Below are 21,978 nucleotides of genomic sequence, written 5' to 3'. Positions count from 1 at the left end.
ATAGCTGGAATTGCCGCTGCTGTTGTAAGCGCGGACCCGGTACTGGTAGGCGGTCGAGGCCAAGAGCCCGTTATCGGTAAAGCCGGTCACATTGCTGCCCACCACCGCGATTTCGCTCCAGTTGGTGCCACCATTGCCCGATCTTTCGACCCGGAAGCCGGTTTCATTGTTGGAGTTATCCGCCCAGCTCAGTACGATCTGACTGCTGGATCTTGCCGCGGCCGCGAGGCTGCCCGGTGCAGCCGGTACGGTCGGTGTCGTGGTGGTCGACGACGTGCGGAACGCCGCGACAATGGCCTTGGTATTGCTCATCGACAGCGCATTGTTGGCCGCTGCGGTACCGGTCACTTCGCCGGTGGTCAAGGTCACATTGGGGTTGGAGAAATAGCTGACACGGGTGCCGCCGGTGCAGCTGTAGGACATGACGGTGCGGAAGCCGCCGGTCTGGCAGAGGCGGTAACCGTACGAGTAACTGTAGGCGCCTCCGGCTGCGGCTGCATCTTCGATATTATGCTCGTCGCCCTGGTTATGCCCCAGCTCATGCGCGAGGGTATTATCCGAGAGGCAGGCATACCTCGAGTCGTCATGGACGACGCTGAACGCATACGGGGCAAAGGACGTGCTAACCCAGCCACTGCTCATAATATAAGCGATGCCGCAATAATTAGTATCGGCCGTCACCAGTGCCACCTGGTCGGCGCCCACCTGATTGCGCAGGCTGTGAATCTCGTCCATCTTGCCGTCGCTGGTGCCGGTCAGGTCGGTGAGGCTGGTGCTCATGTTGCCGGTCTCGACGTAATTGGTTTGCGCCATGCCGACCAGATTCAACTGCATGTCGATATGGCTGTTCAGATAAGCCTGGTTCGCCATCGCGACCGCATTGGTGATTTTGGCTTCGATGCCGGCCTGGCCGCCCGCATTATTGAGCGCTTTGGGCGTGTAGGCCACCAGCAGATCGATCACGGTGCCGGCGGTCGCCGCGCTGGTAGTGGGTGAAGATGAGGTGGCGGTCGCGGTCGTATTGATCTGACCGCCGGCGGCCAGGAAGTCTTCCGGGCGTTTGGAATGGCTGTGTTTGGGGTTATTATCCGGGTTAACCTGAGTAACGTCGTACTGGTTGTTGCCTTTCGGCTCGATTTCATAAGTTTTATCGCCGATCTGCACGTTGCCGGACATGGTGTTGCCACGGACTGTCAGGAACACTTCGCTGTCGTCCTCCCCTTCGACATGGCCGATCCAGGTTGTGCTGCCCTTGACTTTGTCGATCACCCGGTCACGCACCGCAGTGACGATCACGTCGTCGAACAGATTCAGTGTCAATGTGTCGGCATCGAGCACATCGGTATGGACATTGACGGACCGGTTTCTGCCTTTGACCGCTTTGGCGGGCAGGACTTTGTTTTTCACCTGCTGAATCCCGAAATCGTCAAATAATTCGGGGGCGGAGTGTCCATTGCCGGCCAATGCCGTCGCAGGAAGTAATGAAGCCAAGGAGATAGTGAGAAGGGAGGTTTTGAATGCTCTTGAAAATGATTGGCTATTTTTTGAGTTTCGGTTGGTTGAGTTCATTACTCGTCTCCTAAATGAAAGCAATTAGCTCCGAAGAGCTCCTAGACTGGTAAAAGGCCATCAACAGGCAACGATGAACTCCTGTTTGACCTGGCAACCCCACTGTCATAGGAAAAAAAGCTCCGTTAGACTGGAAATTTTGCGTCGCCACCTTTCGATGGGTTTGCCTTTTTCAGATAAATCCGGGGTCAATCTACTTGAGATCTCAGTTAGCGTAGATCTCATGGTTTCCGATACTAAATGTAGCAAAAGATTTTTAGGTTTTTATTAAGCTCTTCACAATTGCGGGCTTTATCACAATTCTGAAGATCTGCGGGAGTATTATCGGATTTGGGTATTATTTTGTTTTTATCTTGAGCGTAGAAAATTAGAAGTTGCCAAGTCATTGGCAAATCCTGCTTATTTTTGCGCATTTTTTGAAAAATTAAGACGTGGTGTCGGAATTTTTTACTATTCTTAAGCCAAAACGGATTGTCCGGCTGAACAGTTGTAATTCTACAGCATTGATTCTCTTTATGGTGTGCAAGTCGTCTTGCTGCAGGAATATTTCGGCTGTCGGCCGAATTTTCTGAATTTTTGAGGAGATCAGCCGAAATGATTCGGCTTGCCAATGCGTTTTGCAAGATTGCCGTAATCTGTCTCTGTCATCAAACCGAATTGAAAGGCTGTATTTCGGAAATTTTAAATTTTTTTGTTTAAAACTTTTATTGAGGCCAGTGCCGACATATCGGCAAAGCTCAATATACTGAATTCAAATGAATTTATTGATGACTTTTTACTGGTATAAATAATGCCTATCCTCCAGCCAAGAGAAAACGCGGGTCAGGGCAATTTTATTGCCTGGCTTTTCGGTATTTCTTGAAATAAAGATTAATAAAAAGAGACATTTAATGAAAAAATTCCAAAAAATCATTTTGGCGATTGAAAGTCTCGGCATTATTGCAACCGCCCCGGCAGCGTATGCAGTTCCTTTTACCATAACCGATATAGCCATTATTCCAGGTGGCGGCTATGGTCAAACAGATACTGATAATGTTAACAATGGTAAGGGCGGGATACTGCTAGATGCTCGTTTTCCCACAACTATTTTGGATTCCTCTAGTTTTGAATTAACCGCGGCAGGACAGTCTAATTCTTTTGATCTTGGTTTGGTATCTTTATACGAAAGCTGAATTGATGATCTTGAATTGGACGGTCTAGACGTGACTGCAAGCTTCATTTTTACGAAGCCCCTGAATGGAGCTTCTAAAGCTTTTACGGCCACAGGTACTGCTTTTGCTAAAGAGACTGCTGATAGTGCAGTTGATTATCAATTAATTTGGAACCCATTATCAGTAATTTTGGTAGCGGAGAGTTCCTAATCAGTTTAGATGATATTTCACTAAATGGTAGTGTTGAAAACTGCCCATTAGGGAGAACATGCTCCAAGATGGAAAGAGCGAACATTACGCTCTTAAGCACTGGAATGAGCAGAGCTACCCCTAATGTACCAGAACCCGCAATATTTACGCTGTTAGGCTTTGGTTTTCTCGGCTTTGCAGCAACACGGCTCAAATTAGGGCCGTAGATATTGTTATCCAAATCAAGCCTGATGAAGCGCCGGCTCGAAGGCTTTTCCCGATTTCAAGACGCCGGAGGCAACATGGACGAGTTGAGGCATCATCGCGCCGATAATGAGTTTAGGCGGCTTCCCGGCACGAGACGGGTGGTCTTTAAAGCCCTTGCTCCAGTAATATTATGAGGACGTAATTCCTCCAATTACGCTATCGCTAACCGGATCTACAGACACTGAAGCTCGGCGTTTCCAGAATATGAGATACCCGCCCGGCACCAGTCGGAGCGGGTATTTTTTTATGGGATCATTCGCGGATGCGGATCAGATCGTGGCAGCCTTTGCAGGTGGCGGCGAGTTTGCCGAACTGCGCCTTGATCGCGGCGGGATCGCCGCCGGCCGCAACCTTCTGCAATTCATTCGCCTCCTTGATAAAGGTGGCGTTGATCTCCTTGGCTTCGTCCTGCTTTTCGAAAAATTCGGGCTTCAGCCGGCTCGGTTTCCAGCCGATGCCCTTGTCGGTGCCGGGGCCGTACAGTTTCTCGAAAACGCCCGAGTTGGCGACGCCGGCGATCGCATTCGCGGCGGCGGCGACTTCGTCCTTGTTAAAAGTGTCCGGATGATCGGAGGCTTGCGCCTTGATCTTTGCGGTGTTCCAGCCCAGGAAAGAATAAGCGGATTGACGGAAGCGAATCTGGTCTTCGATGTCCCCGGCCGCTGCGATCGCAGTAACGGCGCCGAGTGCCAGAGCGATTGCCAGTTGGGTTTTTTTCATGAATAAAGCTCCTTGTGAGGGATTTACGCGTTGAGGGTTTAGGAAAGGAATGCGCCTGATCAGCCGAAGCTTCGAGGTGCGTGTTGTAGGTGAATTAGTTCGAGGTTTCCGCATCGGCAGAAGCGGTTTGAACCCCGGCCAGCGGCGCCAGATAGTCGACGAAACTGCCGCCCCAGACGCTCCACACCGTCGAGGCCGCAACCAGCAGGCTGAGGGCCAGGGGCAGAAACCGCACGGGTTGAACCGTTCTCGGGGCCAGGGCCGCCGGCAGCTGTTTTTTGCCGGTCAGCATCGGCAGGATCAGGTTGTTTTTCTTCACGCGCTGGTAAAACGCGATCGCGGCGAGATGCAGACCGACTAGACCCATCAGCAGGTTCACGATTCGGATATGCCAGCCGCTGAGCTTGTCGCTGAGGTCCTTGTCGATCAGGTGAAACAGCGGTCCTTCGAAGGCGATGTCGTCGTTCGCGAACAAGCCGGTGCCGGCCAGCGCGGCCAAGGTGCCGAGCAGCGCGAGCACCGCCAAAGCGCCTGCCGGATTATGGCCGGCGCCCTGCCAGCGGCCTTTGAAGTAGGCGATCAGGCGCGGCAGGGTAGGGAAGAAATCGACAAAGCGGGCATGGCGGCTGCCGACGAAGCCCCAGAGCAGGCGGAATACCAGAAGACCCAGTACCAGGCTGCCGAAGTGGCCGTGCCAGTCGGTCCATTCGCCGCCGGCCCTGCCGCTGGCGTAGGCGCTGACGACCGCCACGACCAGTAGCCAGTGAAACAGCCTGAGCGGCCAATCCCAAACGTGCGTTTCGATTTTCATGGTTTCCTCCTGCCGATTCAGCCGGCGCGCAGATGTTTGTTGAAGAAGGCGAGGGTTCTGTCCCAGGCCAGTTTCGCGGCCGCCGCGTCGAAGCGCGGGGTGGTGTCGTTGTTGAAACCGTGCTGCACGCCGGGATAAATGAAGGCTTCGTAGTTGACGCCGGCTTTTTTCAAGGCGGCCTCGTAAGCCGGCCAGCCTGCGTTGATTCGGTCGTCGGCGCCCGCATAATGGATCAGCAGCGGTGCCTTGATCCTGGCCGCGTCTTCCGCCGACGGCTGCGCGCCATAGAACGGCACGCCGGCCGCCAGATCGGGCAACTGGGTCGCCAGATAATTGACGATGCCGCCGCCGTAGCAGAATCCGACCGCGCCGACCTTGCCGTTGCCGTCCGGCAGTTTTTTCAATGCCTGGGCCGCGGCCAGGAAATCGGCCTGGGTTTTGGTTTTGTCCAGGGTTTTAAACAGTTCCCGAGCCTTGTCCTCGTCGCCCGGATAACCGCCCAGGCTATACAAGGCGTCCGGCGCGAAGGCGATGAAATTGTCCAGCGCCAGCCGGCGGGCGATGTCTTCGATGTGCGGGTTCAGCCCCCGGTTTTCGTGAATCACCAGCACGACCGGCAGTTTGCCTTCGATCCTGGCCGGCTGGGCCAGATAGCCGTGCACTTTGCCGTTGCCGTGCGGCGATGGGAATTCGACGATGCGGGTGATGAGGCGCGGATCGTCGTTCGCGACCTGCTGCGCCTGGGCGAAGCGCGGATTCAACGCTTCCAGCAGCGCTTCCGCGCTCAGGCCCAGGAGGGCGTATTTCGGCACGGAAGACAAAAAACCTCGGCGCGAGAGCTCGCCGTGCACATATTTGTCGAAGAGTTGCAGCGCTTCCGGATGAAAGTCGTTGGCCGTTTTGCGAGCCATAAAAAATCTCCTTACGATCGGGTAAGTGCGTAGGGTACGCTGCGCGTACCGTTTCGCGTTATCGGTCATCGGTACGCACAGCGTACCCTACTTTAACTCGGCGCGGTCAGCACCGACAGTTTGGTGATGCCGGCGCGTTCGATCGCGGCCATCACTTTCGCGACGACGCCGTACTGCACGCCCTCGTCCGCATTCAGGTTCAACGCCAGTTCGGGGTCGGCGGCCTGGCGGGTCTTCAATTCGTTTTCGACTGCGTCGACCGCGATTTCCCGCTTATCGATGAACACCTTGCCCTGCGCGTCCACGCTGAGATAGACCGGCGCTTTTTCTTCCGGCGGCGCGGTTTCGGCGGTTTTCGGCAGGTTCACGTGCACCGCGTTGGTCAACAGCGGCGCGGTCACGATAAATACGACCAGCAGCACCAACATCACGTCGACCAGGGGGGTGACGTTGATTTCGCCCAGTACGTCGCCGTCGTCTTCTTGGGTTTTAAAGGCCATCAGGCGTGCGCCTCCTTCGCTCCGGTCAGTTCTTCATGAGCGTCGCGCGCGGCCGTTTTTTTGCCGCCGCCAATGCCAGTCAAACGCGCTTCCGTCAAACGTGCCGCATTGGCCGGTTTGCCGCCCGAGCGTTCGATGATGAACGACGCTTTCAGCGCCAGATGTACGAAGTCGATCGCGAAGTCGTCCAGGAAAGCCCAGACCACTTTGTTCCGGCGGATGAAAAAGTTGTAGCCGATCACGGCAGGGACCGCGACCGCGATGCCGACCGCGGTCGCGATCAAGGCTTCGCCGATCGGGCCGGCCACGACCTCCAGGCTGGCCGAGCCGGTTTTGCTGATATTGGTCAGGGCGCCCATGATGCCCCAGACGGTGCCGAACAGCCCGACGAACGGCGAAATGCTGCCGATGGTCGCCAGGATCGCCAGGCCGCTCTCCAGCGAGCCGCGCTCCTTCTGCATCTGCTGGCGCAGGCGCCGGTCCAGGAGTTCTTGGCGGTCCCAGGTATGTTCCAGGTCGTGCGTGGAAGCGCCGGACTCGGTTTCGATCAGTGTCGAAAACCCGATCCCGGCGACCCGTGCGGCCGGGCCTTTCTGATGATCGAGATGGGCGGCCGCCTGAATGTTCGGGGCGCTCCAGAATTCCTTGCTGAACCGGCGATTGTGGTAAGCGATCCGCAGATGCTGGATGCCCTTGATCAGGATCAGCGCCCAGGTGACAACGGAGGCGCCGATCAGCGTGTTCAGTGTGCCGTCGACGATCAGGCTGGTAGGTATGTTGGACATTGAAGTTTCCTCAGGATAAGTTGAAAGTAATCGGAACGGTGACCCAGCCGGCGATCGGCGCATCGCCGCGTTTGGCGGGGACGAAAGACCATCGGCGGACGGTTTTCACGGCCGCATCGTCCAGCACCTTCTGGCCGCTGGACTTGACCACGGTAATGCTGTCCGGCTTGCCGTTCGGCAGCACATGCACCTTCATCAGCACCTTGCCTTCCAAGCCGCGTTCCATCGCGATTTCGGGATATTCGGGCGGTGGGTTGTGCAGGTAATCTGCGCCGGCGGTCGGCGCGGTGATCTTTTCCTGGACGACCGGAGCGGGAGGCGCCGGAGGCGCTTGGACCGGCGCGGGCGGCGCGTTGGCCATCACCGGCGCAGGCTGCGGAGCCGGGGCCGGCTCGACTACCTTCGGCGCCGGCCTGGGCTTTTGCGGTTTCAGCGGCACCGCTTTTTTCACGGGCGGTTTGGGTTGGGCTACCGGCGGCTTGGGCTTTGCGACCGGAGGCGGCGGGGCCACCGGTTTCGGCTGGGGTCTTGCCAGCGTGATCCGGACTTTCGGCACCGGCCTGACCGGGTCGACGATCTCCTGTTCCAGCGCGGCGCCGTCGAAATGCCGGACGAATCCGGTATGGAGGATGATCGACAGTACGCCCAGCAGTAGATAATCGAGCGGCTTGCGGTCGCGATCTTCGCCAGTGTATTTGAAATCGGCCAGCACTTTGGCCAGCGGTGCCGGCGCGAATTCCGCAGTCGGCAGGACGGTCGGGGATTTCAGAGAAACCGTGCCGTCGGTCTGCCAATCCAGAGCCGGGGCGGCCGATGCGAATGAAGGAGTAAAGGGTAAAGGACTGCTCATTGCGATGTTCCCGTTGAGTAACCGTTGCACATGGATTCCATCTTGTCGCCCGCACTTTTTGCCGATCGCAGTCGGACGAGGTCTTGCCCGCAAGCGATTCGGCCAAGCCGAATCCGTTGCGCAAACACAAAATGAAAAACGCCGTTTATCTGTGGGCCTTGCCGGCCTCGATGCGTACGTTATGTTGAGGGTTAAAGCACGAGGCGTGCCAGCCTCGGAGCAGGTTGGCATCACGATCGCCGCTATCCGTCGAAAAACCTCTAATGGATTGTTGTTTAAGGGGATTGGGAAGAGCTGCCGGGAGCGGGAGCAAAAGATTCAAGCGTAATCAAAAGCCTGAGGCTGCTTGTGGAGCATCAGTTTTGCCTTGCTCGCTGCTGAGGCGGTGTTGGCAGATCAGCAGCCCGTAGGCTGGGTTGAGGTACGAAACCCGGCATTTCGAGGAGTCATCGTGCTGGGTTTCCGCAAAGCTATAACCCAGCCTACAGCTTATCGTGATACCCCCTTTGCCAAGTGGGTTATCCACCCCAAAGCGCACAAACCGCTGTAGGGTACGCTCGACTGCAAGGATGCGGGAGGTAGGCAGAAAACCGCTCCTGCGTTTTCTGCATTCGCCACATCCTTGTGGTTTAGCAATGCAGGAGCAATTGCCGAGTGCGTACCTTTTCATCCCCAAGGTACGCACAGCGTACCCTACCGCCCTATTAAGGAGGCTGATTCCGGCTTGCGTTATGAGATAGGCCTTAATCCACCGGCAATATCAAATAATCCGTCCATTTGCGGTCGCCGTCGGCTTCATCCTTGGTCGGCAGCGAACGCTCATTCCAGCCGCCGCCCAGCGCCTTGATCAGCAGCACCGCGACGTTCAACTGTTCGCCTTTCAACTGCACGGCGACCTGCTGATTGGACAACGCGACGGTCTGGGCGGTCATCACGTTCAGATAGCTGACGGTGCCGGCCTTGTATTGATTCAGCATCAACGCCAGCGCCTGTTCGGCGGCGGCGACGGCCTTATCCTGTACCTGCACTTCTTCCGCAAGAACGCGCAACGCAGCCAGATTGTCTTCGACTTCCTGGAACCCGGTCAGCACCGTCTGCCGGTAAGCGGCGACGGCCTCGTCGTGGAGGGCAATGGCCTGTTTGTACTGGGCGTTCTTGACGCCGCCGTCGAACAGGGTCAGTGCCGCGCCGGCAGGCCCCAGCGCCCAATAGCGGCGCGCCATCGTGAACAAGGTGTCGATGTCGCCGGACTGATAGCCGCCGCTAATCGCCAGATTCAGGGAGGGGAAATAGGCGGCCTTGGCGATGCCGATCCGGGCATTCGCGGCAGCCATCTGGCGTTCGGCGGCGGCGATGTCGGGGCGGCGTTCGAGCAGTTCGGAAGGCAGGCTGACCGGAATCGTCGGCGGCTGCGCCTCTAGCGGCGCCTTCGGCAACGAGAAATCCGCCGGCGTCTTGCCGATCAATACCGCAATCGCATGTTCCCGTCTGGCCCGCTCTGCGCCGAGATCGACGGCCTGGGCGCGGGCCGAGTGCAGTTGCGCTTCGGCCTGCACCACCTCGGATTTGGCCGCGACGCCGACCGCATAGCGGTTTTGGGTGATGTCGAGTGTTTTCGCGTAGGCGGCCACCGTGTCGTCGAGCAACGCTTTCTGCGCATCCAATATTTTTATCTGGAAATAGTGCTGCGCGAGCGTCGCCTGGCTGGACAGGATCAGTGCCTGCAGGGTCGCGGCGCTGGCCTGCGCATTGTCGGTGCTGGCTTCGATCTGGCGGCGGATTTTCCCCCACAGGTCGGGCTCCCAGACCGCGCCGACGCCCAGGCCGAACAGATTTCTAATGCCTGAAGGTGCGAGGCTCTGCCCCGAAGCGGCCTTGAAGCGGTTCACCGTGCCGGTCAGCACCGCGACCGGCAGCAGGGACGATTGCGACGATTGCACCAGATGCTGGGCCTGGCGATACTGGGCTTTGGCCTGCGCTACCGATTGATTGGCGGCGGCAACCTGTTCTTCCAGTGCGGTCAGTTCGGGATCGTTGAAAAGCTGCCACCATTTTTGGGGCAGGGCGGTGTCGCGCGGCTGTGCTTTGTGCCAGCCTTTCATCTCCTTGAACCGGGCGGGGGCTTCGGCCGGGGGGCGGGTATAATCGGGGCCGACCGCGCAGGCGGTTAATTGCGCGGCGGCCAAGTGACAAATCAAAGCGGGAATGATCCTAAAGCGCATGGGAATGATCGGGGTGGAGGGCAATGTTGTTAAGTTAATGGGCCGTAGGATGGGTACGACTGCACGGATGCAGGAGATAGGGCAACGCATGGAGCTGTTGCCGAGAGCGAAGCGAAACCCATCGATCGAAACTCTCGCCGTAATCTGATGATGGGCTTCGCTACGCTCAACCCATCCTACGCTTTAGGTGTAAGTGAAGAATGAACCGCTGAGCGGACGGGCGGTTAAAAGTTTCGATCGGCGGAGGAAAAAGTCGGCTCGGCATGAAAGCACTTCATGGCTTAAGGGAATCGGGAACGCAGCGCCTGGATGCCGGCCAACGAAAACTGCACGACATGGTCGGCATAGGCTTTGATATCGCCGCTGGAGGCGGGATGCTGGCGGCGAAGCCGCGCCAGTTGAATCTGTTTCAGGCGCAGCAGTTGGAAACACTGGCCCATGATGCTGTCATGGCAAAATTGCAAATGCCGCTCCTCGGCGGCCTGGCCCAGGCATTCCCGGAGCAGTTCGAACATCTGCGAGCGCTGCGGCTCGATTTCCTTTTCCAGAATGTCCGCCAGCAGCCGGGTCGGCCGCGCCATTTCCTTGTACAGAATCGCAAACGCATGGCCGTTTTCGTCGGCGACCCGTTCGATCAGCGAATGGATCAGCGCGGCCAGGCGCTTCTCCGGCGCGGCGTCGCAGGATACGCCGGCGTCGGGCGGATACTGCGAGAGTTCGCGGTTGAAGGCGAAACGCCAGGATTCCAGGTACAGGGTTTCCTTGTCCCGGAAATGGTAGTTGACCGAGGCGATATTGGTTTGCGCCTGTTCGCAGATTTCCGCGATGGTTGCTTCCTGAAAGCCTTTCTCGGCGAAGATGCGGCTGGCGGCGGTCAAGAGTCGGTTGCGCGTGCGCTCCGATTTTTTTTTCAGATCAGTCATGCGGGTCGAATGAAGTCGTAGGGCGTGAGCCCGATAATTGAAATTTGAAATTCAAATCGGCTTTAGACTAAGCAGGCTTCGTGCCATCGAATAACATTTTGTTTTGAATGGGAATCGATGCTTAGAATCGGCGGTAGGCTGCTGAACGGGCAGCAGTTTTTGCTTGCGGGGTGTTGGCTGGGCAGCAGTTTTTTATGGAGAATGACGATCGCTTGAATCCAATGCAAAAAACGGTCCCTTGCCCTGTAGTAATACCTAAGGATTTCGTCAAAAACAACTTCCCCCTTTGAAAAAGGGGGATCGAGGGGGATTTGTTTGATCAATCTCCTCCGGTCCCTCGGCAATATAGCTCCTGCATTGCCCTATCTCCTGCATCCCTGCAGTCGTCGGCAACTGCTCCCTGCATTGCCCTCGATCGCGTGTTCCCGACGCGATCTATCTCGCCCTTCCTTGGGCTCGTACCTCCTGCTTCCCTGCAGTCGTCTTTTTCAAAGAGGGGAGTGAAGCCTCTGCTTTTTAAAACAATCCACATTCGGGAAGTTATTTCCTACCAGATCCTAAGTTAAGAAAAACCACGTCATTCCGGCAGAGAATGCCGGAATCCAAATACCAGGGAAGGCAAACTTTGAGCATCTCCATGTGCTCCGGATCCCGGCAATCTCTGCCGGAATGACGGTTGTACTAACGGCATTGCATCTGGATGGTCGGAGCACTTTTGAGTGATGTGGACAGGCCTGACTTAGCGGGCGCTGGTCTGCAGGCCGATCGCGGCGCGCAGATCGTCCAGCGTCGCGACGCGCGGCCCGTGCAGGGCGGCGATCTTCTCGACATTCAGCTTCAATTTGCGGATGTTGTCGAAAAGATTCACCGAGTACGGGTTCGGCGACGCGGGCGGCGGAATGTTCGCCGCCGTCGGCGTATAGGCGTCGGCTTCGATCAGGAGCTTTTCCTTGGGCAGATAGACCGCGGCGAACGCATCGTTATGGCTATTGCCGGCCAGCGTGTGGATTTCGATGACGCGCTTGCCGTCCGAAAGCACGTGCTTGCCGGTGAAGCTTTCGAAACGGGGCGGTTTTTTCGATTCGGCCAGTCGATCGGGACGGATCGTATGAGGCGCCGTCCAGACCGCTTCGTAATAAGCCGGGTTCGGCTCCGGCGTCACGATCGTGGCGCCCGCATCGACGAAAGTCCTGAGGCCGCCGGCATGGTCGAAATGAGCATGCGTATTGATCAGGTATTTGACCGGCTTGTTCGGAAGCACTTCTTTCAGCTTGGCGATCAGCGCAAGGGAGCGCTCTTCGTTCTGCGGCGCTTCGACCAGCACGATGTGGTCTTTCTGGTCGATCGCGACGCTGTGGTGGGTGCCGCCGGTCAGGTAATAAACGCCTTCGGCGAGCTCGTTGACGGCGACCTTTACGGCGGGCGCCTTCGCGGCTTCCGGCGGGATGCCGATGTTGACGGCCGGATTGGCTTTGACCTCGGTCACATCGATGTCCAGCACCGGGTAACCGCCCTGGTTGCGGGAAATATGGCCCGGGAACCGGATGCCGCCGAAATCCTTGTAATCGCTGTAACGCGTTTCGACCAGCGTATCGCCGAGCACCGGATTGTCAATCCAGGTCTGCACTTTCTCCAATTGGTGCTTGCCGTTCAGGAAGCCGACGTAGCGGTATTTGCCGCCGATCGTGAAGGTGACTTCGGTGCCGCCGTCAACGTCCTTCTGCTCGGCATGATGTTGAATGGCCGCTTTCACAAAACCCCGGGGCGTGGCCCAGATTTCGGCGGCGCGCTCTTCGGCCGCACCCGGCTGCGCGGTCACGACCGGCGAGGGGCTAGGAGCATTCGCGGCAGGCGGCGCGACATTCCAGGCCGTATTGCCGCTGATGAACTGTTCGATTTTTTGCAGAGTCGGCGCGGGGCGATTGCGTCCGGGTTCGATGATTTGCCGGCGGCTGATCTGTACCCGGGCGCCGGCGTTCGCATAATCGATGTCGGCGGTATAATTTTTCACTTCGAACGGCGGCCAGGGCAGGCCCGGATTCGGGGCCTGGCCGAACTGATACCAGCGCCCTTTGCCGGAGAATTCGACCGATTGGATATCGGCATGGCCGGCGTCTTTGCCGGCCAGGTCGAAGGGATGGTTTTTTTGCGCGCTGCAGCCGGCCGCGGCCAGGGTTGCCGCGAGCGCGGCAAACGCAGGGAAGGATTTGGACATAGGGTCTCCTTTGGGAGGTTAAAAGGAAGAAAGAAAAACTGAAAATGCGATTCGCTGTCTAGCAAGACACATACCAGCCGGTATTAATTAAGGATCTGGTAGAAAATAGCTTTCCGAAATTGATGGTTATGAAAAGCGGATTATTCACTCCCCCTTTGAATAAGCGTTCAGTCCCTTCTTTGAAAAAGACGACTGCACGGATGCAGGAGGTACGAGCCCAAGGAAGGGCGAGATAGATCGCGTCGGGAACACGCGATCGAGGGCAATGCAGGAGCAATTGCCGAGAGGTTAGGGGAGATTGATCAAACAAATCCCCCTCAATCCCCCTTTTTCAAAGGGGGAGGTGTTTTTTGAGGAAAGCCCAAGGAGTACCTGGGCAGGGTAGCCGGTACAGGGTGTACGGCCGGAAACGATTGATGGATTAGCAGCAGCGATTGCTGGAACCTTGTTACTCCGGAAACAGCGGATTGGAACGATTTTCGATGCGGTTTTGCAGACCTGCCAGGTTTTCAAAACCTGGCAGGTCTTGGATAGCCAAGTAAGCGATGAATTTCCGTTTTATAATTTGGCTGCCAGCTTACCTTTCGGCTTGCCTCGTTCCCACGCGTCGCGTGGAAATGCGGTCAAGACGCGCCAGCGTCGCGAGACGGGACGCCGGCGCGTCCGCCTTGGGTTCCCACGTGGCACGTGGGAACCAGAGTACTCTCAGTTCTCACGACCTGGACGCCAGCTTCTCGTTCGGTTTGGCCTCGGCTTCCACGACGCTGACCTTCTCGCCCGGAGTCAACAGGTCGGAAGGACTCGCCACCAGGACTTCATTCAAGGCAATGCCTTCCAGAATTTCGACTTCGCGGCCGAAGTCGCGGCCTATTTTTACCGGACGCAGGCCGATCTTGCCTTCGCTGTCGACGATCACGACGTGCGCGCCTTCCTGGTCCATGACCAGCACATTCGCCGGCACCACCAAAGGACTGGCGTTGACCGCCACGTCGATCGCGATTTCCAGATAAGCGCCCGGCAGCAGTTTGCCGTCCGGATTGGGCAGGCTGATCTCGGCCAGGCGGGAGCGGGTGAGGGGATCGAGCGCGCCCGCGACATGGTCGATATGGGCCTTTAAAGGTTTTTCCTGGCCGTCGAGCGGACGTACCGACACGGTCTGGCCGCCCTTGATCTGGTCCGCATAGGCTTGCGGCACCCAGACGTTCAGGCGCAATGGATCGGTTTGGGTCAGCGCGAACAGTTCCTGGGTGCCGGTACCGATCAGGCTGCCGACGTCGACCCCGCGGCGCGTAATCACGCCGTCGAACGGCGCAATGACCCGACGGTAATTTTCGATGTTTTCCAGGCGCTTCACGTTCGCGGCCGCGGCGGCCAGATCGGCTTCCGCCTGCAGGAAGGCGGCGTGTTTCTCGTCGACCTCCTGACGCGGCGCGCCGTCGGTCAGGCTCAACCGGTCCCAGCGCTCCCAGGTCGAATACGCCAGCTCCCGCCGGGCCTTCACCTGTGCCAGCGCGGCCCGGCCTTGCGCCAGTTCGTGTTCCAGTTCCGGCACGTCGATTTCGGCCAGCAGGTCGCCTTTCTTGACTTTATCGCCGATCGTCTTGTGCCAGGCTTTCAGATAACCGTTGGTCCGGGCGAAAACCTGCGTCTCGGCGTAACCTTTCAGGCTGGCCGGCAGCACCAGCTTGCGCGAGGCCTTGCCGGGCTCCGGATGGATCGCGATTACGCTGCGCCTGAGGCTGGCGATCGTGTTTTCGCGCAGGGTTTGCGCCTTGCTCTGGTTGATCGCATAACGCCAGCCGCCGCCGGCGAGCAGCAGCAATAGAAGTGTCGATGCGGCTGCGCCCGCCCTGACGAGTGTGCGTCGGGGACGGCCTGCGGACGGTAAAGCGAAGGTAGGCGAAAGTTGACTGGACATAAGCTTGTTCCCGTTAGTTATTTTGATAAAACCGTAGGATGTGCTGAACGAAGTGAAGCGCATCGATCGCGGACGATGCGCCTCCTTGCGTCGGCAACTGCTCCTGCGTTGCTCTAGCTCCTGCATCCTTGCAGTCGTCGGCACATCCTACGAGGGCATCGGGTTAAATAGGCATGCGTTTCCGCTGGCGATGTTCCAGCCATTGATGCACCGTCACAAAAACGATCGGCACGAACAGCAGCGTCGAAGCGGTCGCAAAGGTGAGTCCGCCGATCACCGCCCGGCCCAGCGGCGCGTTCTGTTCGCCGCCTTCGCCCCAGCCGACAGCCATCGGCAGCATCCCGGCAATCATTGCGAACGCAGTCATCAGTACCGGCCGGAGCCGGGTCGCAGCGGCTTCCAACGCGGCGGTCGCGGGCGGCACGCCTTCCTGCAGACGGCTGCGGGCAAACGAGACCAGCAAGATGCTGTTCGCGGTCACCACGCCCATCGCCATGATGCTGCCGGTCAACGCAGGAATGCTCAGCGTCGTGCCGGTCAGGTACAGCAGCCAGGCGATTCCGGCCAGCGCCGCGGGCAGGGCGCTGATGATGATCAAAGGATCCAGCCAGGACTGGAAGTTCACGACCAGCAGCAGATACAGCAATACGATCGCGACCGCGAGCCCCGACGCCAGGCCGGTAAAGGAACTGTTCAGCGTTTCGATCTGGCCGCGCACTCCCAGTTCGACGCCGCGGGGCAGGTTCGGGAGGGTTTCGCCGATCAGTTGGTCGATCTCGCCGCTGACCGAGCCGAGGTCGCGTCCTTCGACGCCGGCGTAGACGTTGAAGACGTTGTTCGAATTGTAGTGGGTCACCGCGGCCGGCTGCTGCGACCGCTTCAGCTTGACCAGATTGCCGAGCAGCTGCGGCTGGCCGCTGCCCCCGCCCACCGGCGTGCGCAGCAGAGCGTCCAGGCTGTCGAGCGTCAACGGGTTGCCCATCACGCCGATGTTGACCGTATTGCCGTTGGCCGGATTCAGCCAGTACGACGGCGCGGTCTGCATGCTGCCGCTCAAGGTCAGCAGCAGGTTTTGCGCCACGTCGCGCGGCGACAGGCCGAACTGCTGCAGGTGGGCGCGGTTCATCTCCAGGTCCAGCGCCGGCCGGTTCAGGCGCTGGTAAACGTGCGCGTCGACGATGCCTGGAATCTGCCGCAGCCGGTTCTGGAACGCCCGTACCAGCGGCATCACCTCCTCCGGCTTGCCGCCGATGAACTGGACGTCGATCGGCGCCGGCACGCCGAAATTTAGTGTCTGGCTGACCTGGTCGGCAGGCTGGAAAAAGAACTCCAGGTTCGGGAAGCGGCGCGGCAATCCGGAACGTAACGACTTGATATAACCGGCGCTGGGCGCATGGCGGCCGGGCCTCAGCGAAATCATGATTTCGGTGTCGGCGGCTTCGACCGTGCCGGAGTTGCCGAACAGAGTGTTCCGGGTGCTGTAAGGGCCGCCGATGATGTCCAGCATGTCGCTCAATTCTTCGGATGGAATACTTTGGCGGATAAAAGCTTCCACTGCGTCGATCTGCCGGGGCATCTCTTCGACTCGGGTGCCGGAGGGGCCGCGCACATGCAGCCTTATCTGGCCTGCGTCGACCGCCGGGAACAGATCGCGGCCCAGTAAGGGCACGAGACCTAAGGACAACAGGCAGAAGCTCAATATCACTGAGCCGTAGCGCCGCCGATGATTCAGCAGATGGCCGGCCAGGACGACATAATGGCCGCGGAAGACTTCGAAACCATGCTCGAAGCGATGGTGCAGGCGTCGGAAAGCCTGCCCGAGGGCGTGGCGGGGCCGCACGTCCGTGTGGCCGTGATGACCGGCCATCACGTACATCACCAGGGTCGGCACCAGCGTGCGCGACAGCGCGTAGGAAGCCAGCATCGCGAACACCACCGCCTCGGCCATCGGCACGAACAGGCTGCGCGCGACGCCGGTCAGAAAAAACATCGGCACGAACACGATGCAGATGCACAGGGTCGAGACGAAAGCCGGCATCGCGATTTCGGCCGCGCCGTCCAGGATCGCCTGGCGCGGATGCTTGCCGAGCAGCATCTGCCGCTCGATGTTCTCGATTTCGACGGTCGCGTCGTCGACCAGAATCCCGACCGCCAGCGCCAGGCCGCCCATCGTCATCAGGTTGATCGTTTCGCCGATCAGATGCAGCGCGATCAGCGACACCATGATCGACAGCGGAATCGACACCGCGATGATCGAGGTGGTGCGCCAGTTGCCGAGAAACAAGAGCAGCATCGCCGCGGTCAGGCCGGCCGCGATCAGCGCTTCGTGCAGCACGTTGCCGATCGCGGCTTTCACGAACAGCGACTGGTCGAACATCAGCCGCATGTTGATCCCTTCCGGCATCAGCCCGAGCATTTTCGGAAGCGCCTGCCTGACGTGCTCGACCACTTCCAGGGTCGAGGTGCGCCCGACCTTGAAGATCGAAGTCAGAATCCCGCGCTCGCCGTTCTGGCGGGCGATCGTGGTGACCGGCGCGGCGCCGTCGCGGACGTTCGCGACATCGCGGACCAGCGTGGTCGCGCCGTGGTCGGTCCGTACCGGCAGGTCGGCGAGGCGCGGAATCGCCGCGATCGCGCCGTTCAGCGTCACGTCGTATTCGGTCGGGCCGATCTTAATCGTGCCGGTCGGCAGGATCAGATTCTGTTCGGCCAGCGCATTCGACAGGTCGGTCGGCGTCATCCCGCGCGCCAGCAGCGCCGGCACGTCGGTATCGACGGTGATCTGCCGGCTTTTGCCGCCGAACGGATAGGTCATCGCGACGCCGCGCTTGGCTTGCAGCATGTTCCGGACGATATTGCCGGTCAGATCGTTCACTTCCGTTTCCGGCACCGTGCTGCTGGAAATGCCGAGCTGCACCAGCGGCAGGTCGGAGGCCGAATACTGGATCACCTGCGGCGGCGAGACGTTGGTCGGCAGCGAGCGATAGACCGAGTTGCTGCTCGACATCACCTGCGCGATCGCGGTCCGGATGTCGGTGCCCGGATGGAAAAACACCTTGATCACCGCCGCGCCGGCGAAAGACAGCGACTCGCTGTGCTCGATCCCGTCGATCAGCGACATCGAACGCTCGACCGGCCCGGTCAGCCGGTCGGCGATTTCCTTCGCGGTCATCCCGTTGTATTGCCAGAGCATCGCGACGACCGGAATGTCGATGGTCGGGAAAATGTCGGTCGGCATTTTGCGCAGTATGTAAACGGTAGACAAAAGAATCAGCAGGGCCGCCACGATAAAGGTATAGGGGCGGCGAAGGGCAATTTGAACGATCCACATGAAAAGGGCTTGAACGATCCGTTGTGATTGGGCCTGAGACGGAAAAGCTTGTCTCAGGTATAAGGCAAATTACATACCAATCTGTGGCTACGTCTTACCGACTGCCGTTTGACGGTTCGTAGTGAAGGAAAGGGTAGTGTAAAGATCGTGGACTGTTGAAAAAACAGCAGATGGGATACAGATGGTGCTGGGATGGCAACAGTTGGGCAACGAAAAAATCATTGCCCAACTGTTGGCGTTCTGAATAATGCCTGCCGGTCAATCCCCAAGCCTCCTCATCTCAGGCTACGAGCAAGTCAGGCATTATCAATGCGCTGCTACGACCTCGACGACGGCATAATTCCATTGATCGGTTGTTGGCTGAGTATCATGGATAGCGACCAAGCCATTGGCAGCGGAGGGCGTTGTGGTCGACTGCACCCAAAAGGTGTCGCCGACCGTTGTGTCAACTCTTTGATGGACGAGCTCCTGTCCGCTTACTGGCGTTCTGGTAATCGCGCGGTCCCAATCGTTGCCAACGGCAAACACCCAGTCGCCGGCGATCACGCCGGGCACATAAATGTCCGGTTCGCCGGTGGGAGCTCCGGCTCGGCCTACCACGCTGGTGCCGGCGGCATTGGTAAACGCGATCACCGTCAAAGACCCATGATAGCCGCTACCGTTTCCCGGTTGCGAGGAAACCGTTACGTTGCTGAGCGTTCCATTGGCTCGCGCCGACCAGATTTCCGATGTGCCTGCCTGGGTATTGCTGCGCTGGAGAAGCGTCCAGGTCAGTCCTGCACCGGTTACGTTGCCGGTCTGCGGAGAATTGGAGGGACCATCGTAAGCCAGAAAGGCGATCAACAAGTCATTGGCCGTAGGCGTGGAGAAAGGGGGGGTAGTCATGGTGCCCTGGCCGTCCACGAAAACCGGAGGAATATCCTTTGTGATCGTTTTTGCCGGATGACTGTTATCCACGGTCACTGTAACCGGGGCCGAATTGCTGACGTTGCCCAAACTGTCGGTGGCTTTAACGGTGATTACATGCGATCCGTCGGGTACCACGGTTGTGTTCCAGGAAATCATGTAGGGCGAGGCGGTTGCTGTTCCTACGGGTACCGCCCCATTGTCAACAAAGAACTCTACGCTTGTAATCGGCTGGCTACTGGCTACTGTCGCATAAAGAGTAACCGTCGCGGATAGGATCGAGCTAGCGGTCGGATCAGTCAGCTGTACGATCGGACCGCTGCCAGCCGCATTATTAACGGTCACCATGGCCACTTCGGAAGTGCCTATGATGCCGGTAGAGTCTTTGGTCTGAGCGGCCAACCAGTGGATACCGTCCGGCACGGTCGTGGTATTCCAGGCGAGGTTGTACGGGGCGGCGGTAACGATTGAGCCGAAAGGCAAACCATCGAGCAGATATTGGACGCCGCTCGTCGTCTCCGTGCTGGCCGACAGGGTGACATTGCCGGATACAGAGATACCGGACAAGGGAGATGACAATGTGATGGTTGGAGGATTGTTCAGAACGGGAATAACGGTTCTCAGTACCTGAACGGTATTGCCGTTAATTGTAAGTTCGACATCGGTTTCGTTATTGGTCTTGTCGCTTTCCGCCAGAAAGTTTTCTGGATCGGCCAGCGCCTTAAACCAATAGGTGCCGTTAGCCAAATTCGGGATGGGGATGGATTGGCCCGGGTCGTGTAAATCATACTCGTCTACCGCTCCGATATGTAATCCGCGCAGCGTGGCCGGGTCTGAGCATGAGCCAAAAGTGCCGGTTTCTCCGGCATGAGGAAGCGATGGATCATAGATGAAGGAGTCATTAATACAAAAGCCATTTTTCTCGCTGAGTACAATCAGGTTACCAGGTACATCATCGAGGTTGCCTGGCACACCATCTGGATCTATATTGCCGTAAAGTCCGAAGGTGACTAAAGGAAAATGGAAGTGACCATGTTCCGCATGGAAGATGAATGCCCCCGCTACAGGATTTTCACCGCTGATCGACCAGCCTCCCAGTGAGTTGTAGGTGTAAATATATTGGGTTCCCTGATAATTGCCGGAGGCAGAATTGAAGGCGGGCTGGATAACAAGCGAACCTGGTCCTTCATTAAAGGTATCGTGAGTGTATTGAAATTCTCTGGTGCTTCCGGTTCCCACAATTCTCATTGCCTTGGTTCCCGTCGTCGGAATGATGGCCGACAGATCAGGGTAGAGCAATGATGAAGTCGGCGTTCCCTGTGCCGTAAAGGAAGGCACGGTGATATTGGCGCCGTTGACCTTCACTTGCTGGCTCGTGGGGCTGAAGGTGAATCCCGTCTTGGTCGGCGTCGCCGTGTAAGTGCCGTTCGCTATATTAGCGAAGCTGTAGCTCCCCGAGCTATCTGCCGTCGCCGTCGCGACCGCTGCTCCGCTTTGGGATAGAGCTACTGCCGCTCCGCTGCCGTTGGCGGATGGGGTAATGGATCCGGACACGTTAAACGTAGAGCCGCCGCTGCCCACAAGCGGCAGGACTTCGACGATGCTCAGATTGTATCGGTCTCTCGTCGGTGCTGTATCGTTGATGGTAACTACCGTCCCGCTTGTCGAAGTCGGAGATGCCTGTCTCTGTACCCAGTAGGTGTCGCGGATGGTAGCCAAGTATTGATGCACCATGGTCTGATTTGTGGGGACGGCACGAGCGACCGCGTTGTCCCAGTCATTGCCCACGCCGAACACCCATGAACCAGCGCGGGTCGTGGTCAGGCTGGCCGTGGGAGCGCCCGAGGAAGCACTCGTCCCGGCAGTGGCTCCTACCGCTCCCGAGCCGTTTGTGCCAGAAGTGTCCACACCGATGAAGGTGACTACCGTGATGGATGCAGCCGTTTTCCTTGACAGGTTGGCCTTGACGGCAACATTGGTTAGCTTGCCGGGAGCGAACGCACGCCACACTTCGGCGGTGCCTCGTTGAGTATTTGTGCGGCGCACCAGCACCCATGTCAGGCTGCCCCCGGTAATGCTGGAAACTGTCGTGTTATTGCCAGACCTCGGCGCATCGGCGGCGACGAATGCCAGCAATAATTCGTTTGTGAAATTTGTCGAAAATGGGGGGGAAGAGATGGTCTTGCGGGCAGTGCTTCGGTCTGTCGATTGGTTTATATCGATTCCGATAGCTGCAAATAGGGGAGGTGCGAACACAAAATAAAAAAATGCAATAAGAATAGAGCGTCTCATAAATTCCTCCTGAATTTAAAGTTATTCTATTAATCAGAAATATCCCTTTACACATTAAGAGCTGAAATGGCTTTATTGCATAAATCAAGCTGGTTTTTTTAATCGAATTATTGTTCAGTCATATAATTCCAGTTAGGTATTTATCAAAAATTACAAAACACGATGGCATGAAAGCCAAACTGAAGATTAGGCCTATCAGACAGCAGGGTCTGTGCGAGAGCTAACGTAGGCCGGCCGTGTGATTAGCGTAAACCAGGCCAGACGCGCCATCGTACGGTCTCTCGACGCTGGCGCGCCGTTACTGCATTTCTACGCGCCGCGTGGAAACGAGAAAACTTAACTACGCCGTTTGGCGGGCAAGCTTGTAGATACTGTTATCCGCGTCAAGCCTGATGAAGCGCAGGATCGAATGGTTTAC

17 protein-coding genes and 1 riboswitch are annotated in these 21,978 nt (G+C 57.9%); of the genes, 3 read left to right on the top strand and 14 right to left on the bottom strand.

What is annotated here, in order from left to right:
• Positions 1-1,407: reprolysin-like metallopeptidase (locus tag JJL52_RS20510; RefSeq protein WP_202054387.1), on the bottom strand; the 1,407-nt coding region annotated here is incomplete at its 3' end.
• Positions 1,408-1,658: 251 nt separating this feature from the next.
• A riboswitch (cyclic di-GMP riboswitch) is annotated at positions 1,659-1,747 on the bottom strand.
• Between the two features lie 58 nt (positions 1,748-1,805).
• Complete coding sequence (locus JJL52_RS20505) at positions 1,806-2,180, bottom strand: hypothetical protein (protein ID WP_202054386.1); 375 nt, start codon at positions 2,178-2,180, stop codon at positions 1,806-1,808.
• Between the two features lie 279 nt (positions 2,181-2,459).
• Here JJL52_RS20505 and JJL52_RS20500 point away from each other — a divergent pair, with 279 nt between their 5' ends.
• Positions 2,460-2,741: a hypothetical protein gene (locus JJL52_RS20500; RefSeq protein ID WP_202054385.1), complete on the top strand. Its 282-nt coding sequence runs from the start codon at positions 2,460-2,462 to the stop codon at positions 2,739-2,741.
• 257 nt (positions 2,742-2,998) lie between these two features.
• The gene (locus JJL52_RS21885) at positions 2,999-3,136 is read left to right on the top strand and encodes a PEP-CTERM sorting domain-containing protein (protein ID WP_436231536.1); all 138 of its coding nucleotides are present in this window, start codon (positions 2,999-3,001) and stop codon (positions 3,134-3,136) included.
• A gap of 292 nt (positions 3,137-3,428) precedes the next feature.
• On the opposite strand, the gene JJL52_RS20490 is transcribed toward JJL52_RS21885, so the two are convergent.
• The 6 genes from JJL52_RS20490 to JJL52_RS20465 form a co-directional block, all read right to left on the bottom strand.
• Entirely contained in the window at positions 3,429-3,896 is a 468-nt protein-coding gene (locus JJL52_RS20490) for a c-type cytochrome (protein WP_202054383.1), read from the bottom strand.
• Between the two features lie 94 nt (positions 3,897-3,990).
• Positions 3,991-4,707 carry a cytochrome b/b6 domain-containing protein gene (locus JJL52_RS20485; RefSeq protein WP_202054382.1) on the bottom strand — a complete coding sequence of 239 codons (717 nt, stop codon included), beginning with the start codon at positions 4,705-4,707 and terminating at the stop codon, positions 3,991-3,993.
• A 17-nt stretch (positions 4,708-4,724) separates the two neighbouring features.
• The gene (locus JJL52_RS20480) at positions 4,725-5,618 is read right to left on the bottom strand and encodes a dienelactone hydrolase family protein (protein ID WP_202054381.1); all 894 of its coding nucleotides are present in this window, start codon (positions 5,616-5,618) and stop codon (positions 4,725-4,727) included.
• A 92-nt stretch (positions 5,619-5,710) separates the two neighbouring features.
• A complete protein-coding gene (locus tag JJL52_RS20475) occupies positions 5,711-6,118 on the bottom strand; it encodes an ExbD/TolR family protein (RefSeq protein WP_202054380.1) in 408 nt (135 codons plus the stop codon).
• Positions 6,118-6,903, bottom strand: a complete 786-nt coding sequence (locus JJL52_RS20470) for a MotA/TolQ/ExbB proton channel family protein (protein ID WP_202054379.1) — start codon at positions 6,901-6,903, stop codon at positions 6,118-6,120. Before JJL52_RS20470 ends, JJL52_RS20475 begins: the two co-directional genes overlap by 1 nt.
• 10 nt (positions 6,904-6,913) lie before the next feature.
• Complete coding sequence (locus JJL52_RS20465) at positions 6,914-7,753, bottom strand: energy transducer TonB (protein WP_202054378.1); 840 nt, start codon at positions 7,751-7,753, stop codon at positions 6,914-6,916.
• Positions 7,754-7,811: 58 nt separating this feature from the next.
• Between JJL52_RS20465 and JJL52_RS20460 the strand changes: the two genes are divergently transcribed.
• Positions 7,812-8,081 (top strand): hypothetical protein, encoded by a 270-nt coding sequence (locus tag JJL52_RS20460; protein ID WP_202054377.1) that lies wholly within the window; start codon positions 7,812-7,814, stop codon positions 8,079-8,081.
• A gap of 415 nt (positions 8,082-8,496) precedes the next feature.
• On the opposite strand, the gene JJL52_RS20455 is transcribed toward JJL52_RS20460, so the two are convergent.
• The 6 genes from JJL52_RS20455 to JJL52_RS20430 all read right to left on the bottom strand — a co-directional run bounded on the left by JJL52_RS20455 (position 8,497) and on the right by JJL52_RS20430 (position 21,560).
• Complete coding sequence (locus tag JJL52_RS20455) at positions 8,497-9,975, bottom strand: efflux transporter outer membrane subunit (protein ID WP_202054376.1); 1,479 nt, start codon at positions 9,973-9,975, stop codon at positions 8,497-8,499.
• Between the two features lie 281 nt (positions 9,976-10,256).
• Positions 10,257-10,898 (bottom strand): TetR/AcrR family transcriptional regulator, encoded by a 642-nt coding sequence (locus tag JJL52_RS20450; protein ID WP_202054375.1) that lies wholly within the window; start codon positions 10,896-10,898, stop codon positions 10,257-10,259.
• A 739-nt stretch (positions 10,899-11,637) separates the two neighbouring features.
• Positions 11,638-13,113 (bottom strand): MBL fold metallo-hydrolase, encoded by a 1,476-nt coding sequence (locus tag JJL52_RS20445; RefSeq protein WP_202054374.1) that lies wholly within the window; start codon positions 13,111-13,113, stop codon positions 11,638-11,640.
• A gap of 712 nt (positions 13,114-13,825) precedes the next feature.
• Positions 13,826-15,031 carry an efflux RND transporter periplasmic adaptor subunit gene (locus JJL52_RS20440; RefSeq protein WP_202054373.1) on the bottom strand — a complete coding sequence of 402 codons (1,206 nt, stop codon included), beginning with the start codon at positions 15,029-15,031 and terminating at the stop codon, positions 13,826-13,828.
• 163 nt (positions 15,032-15,194) lie between these two features.
• Positions 15,195-18,362 (bottom strand): efflux RND transporter permease subunit, encoded by a 3,168-nt coding sequence (locus JJL52_RS20435; protein WP_202054372.1) that lies wholly within the window; start codon positions 18,360-18,362, stop codon positions 15,195-15,197.
• Between the two features lie 306 nt (positions 18,363-18,668).
• Entirely contained in the window at positions 18,669-21,560 is a 2,892-nt protein-coding gene (locus tag JJL52_RS20430; protein ID WP_202054371.1) for an Ig-like domain-containing protein, read from the bottom strand.
• Between the last annotated feature and the right edge of the window lie 418 nt (positions 21,561-21,978).

Origin of the sequence: Candidatus Methylomicrobium oryzae (genome assembly GCF_016745425.1) — a bacterium.
GTDB lineage: Bacteria > Pseudomonadota > Gammaproteobacteria > Methylococcales > Methylomonadaceae > Methylomicrobium > Methylomicrobium oryzae.
The sequence above is the reverse complement of the archived record's forward strand: the minus strand, read 5'-3'. Positions and strand labels throughout refer to the sequence as shown.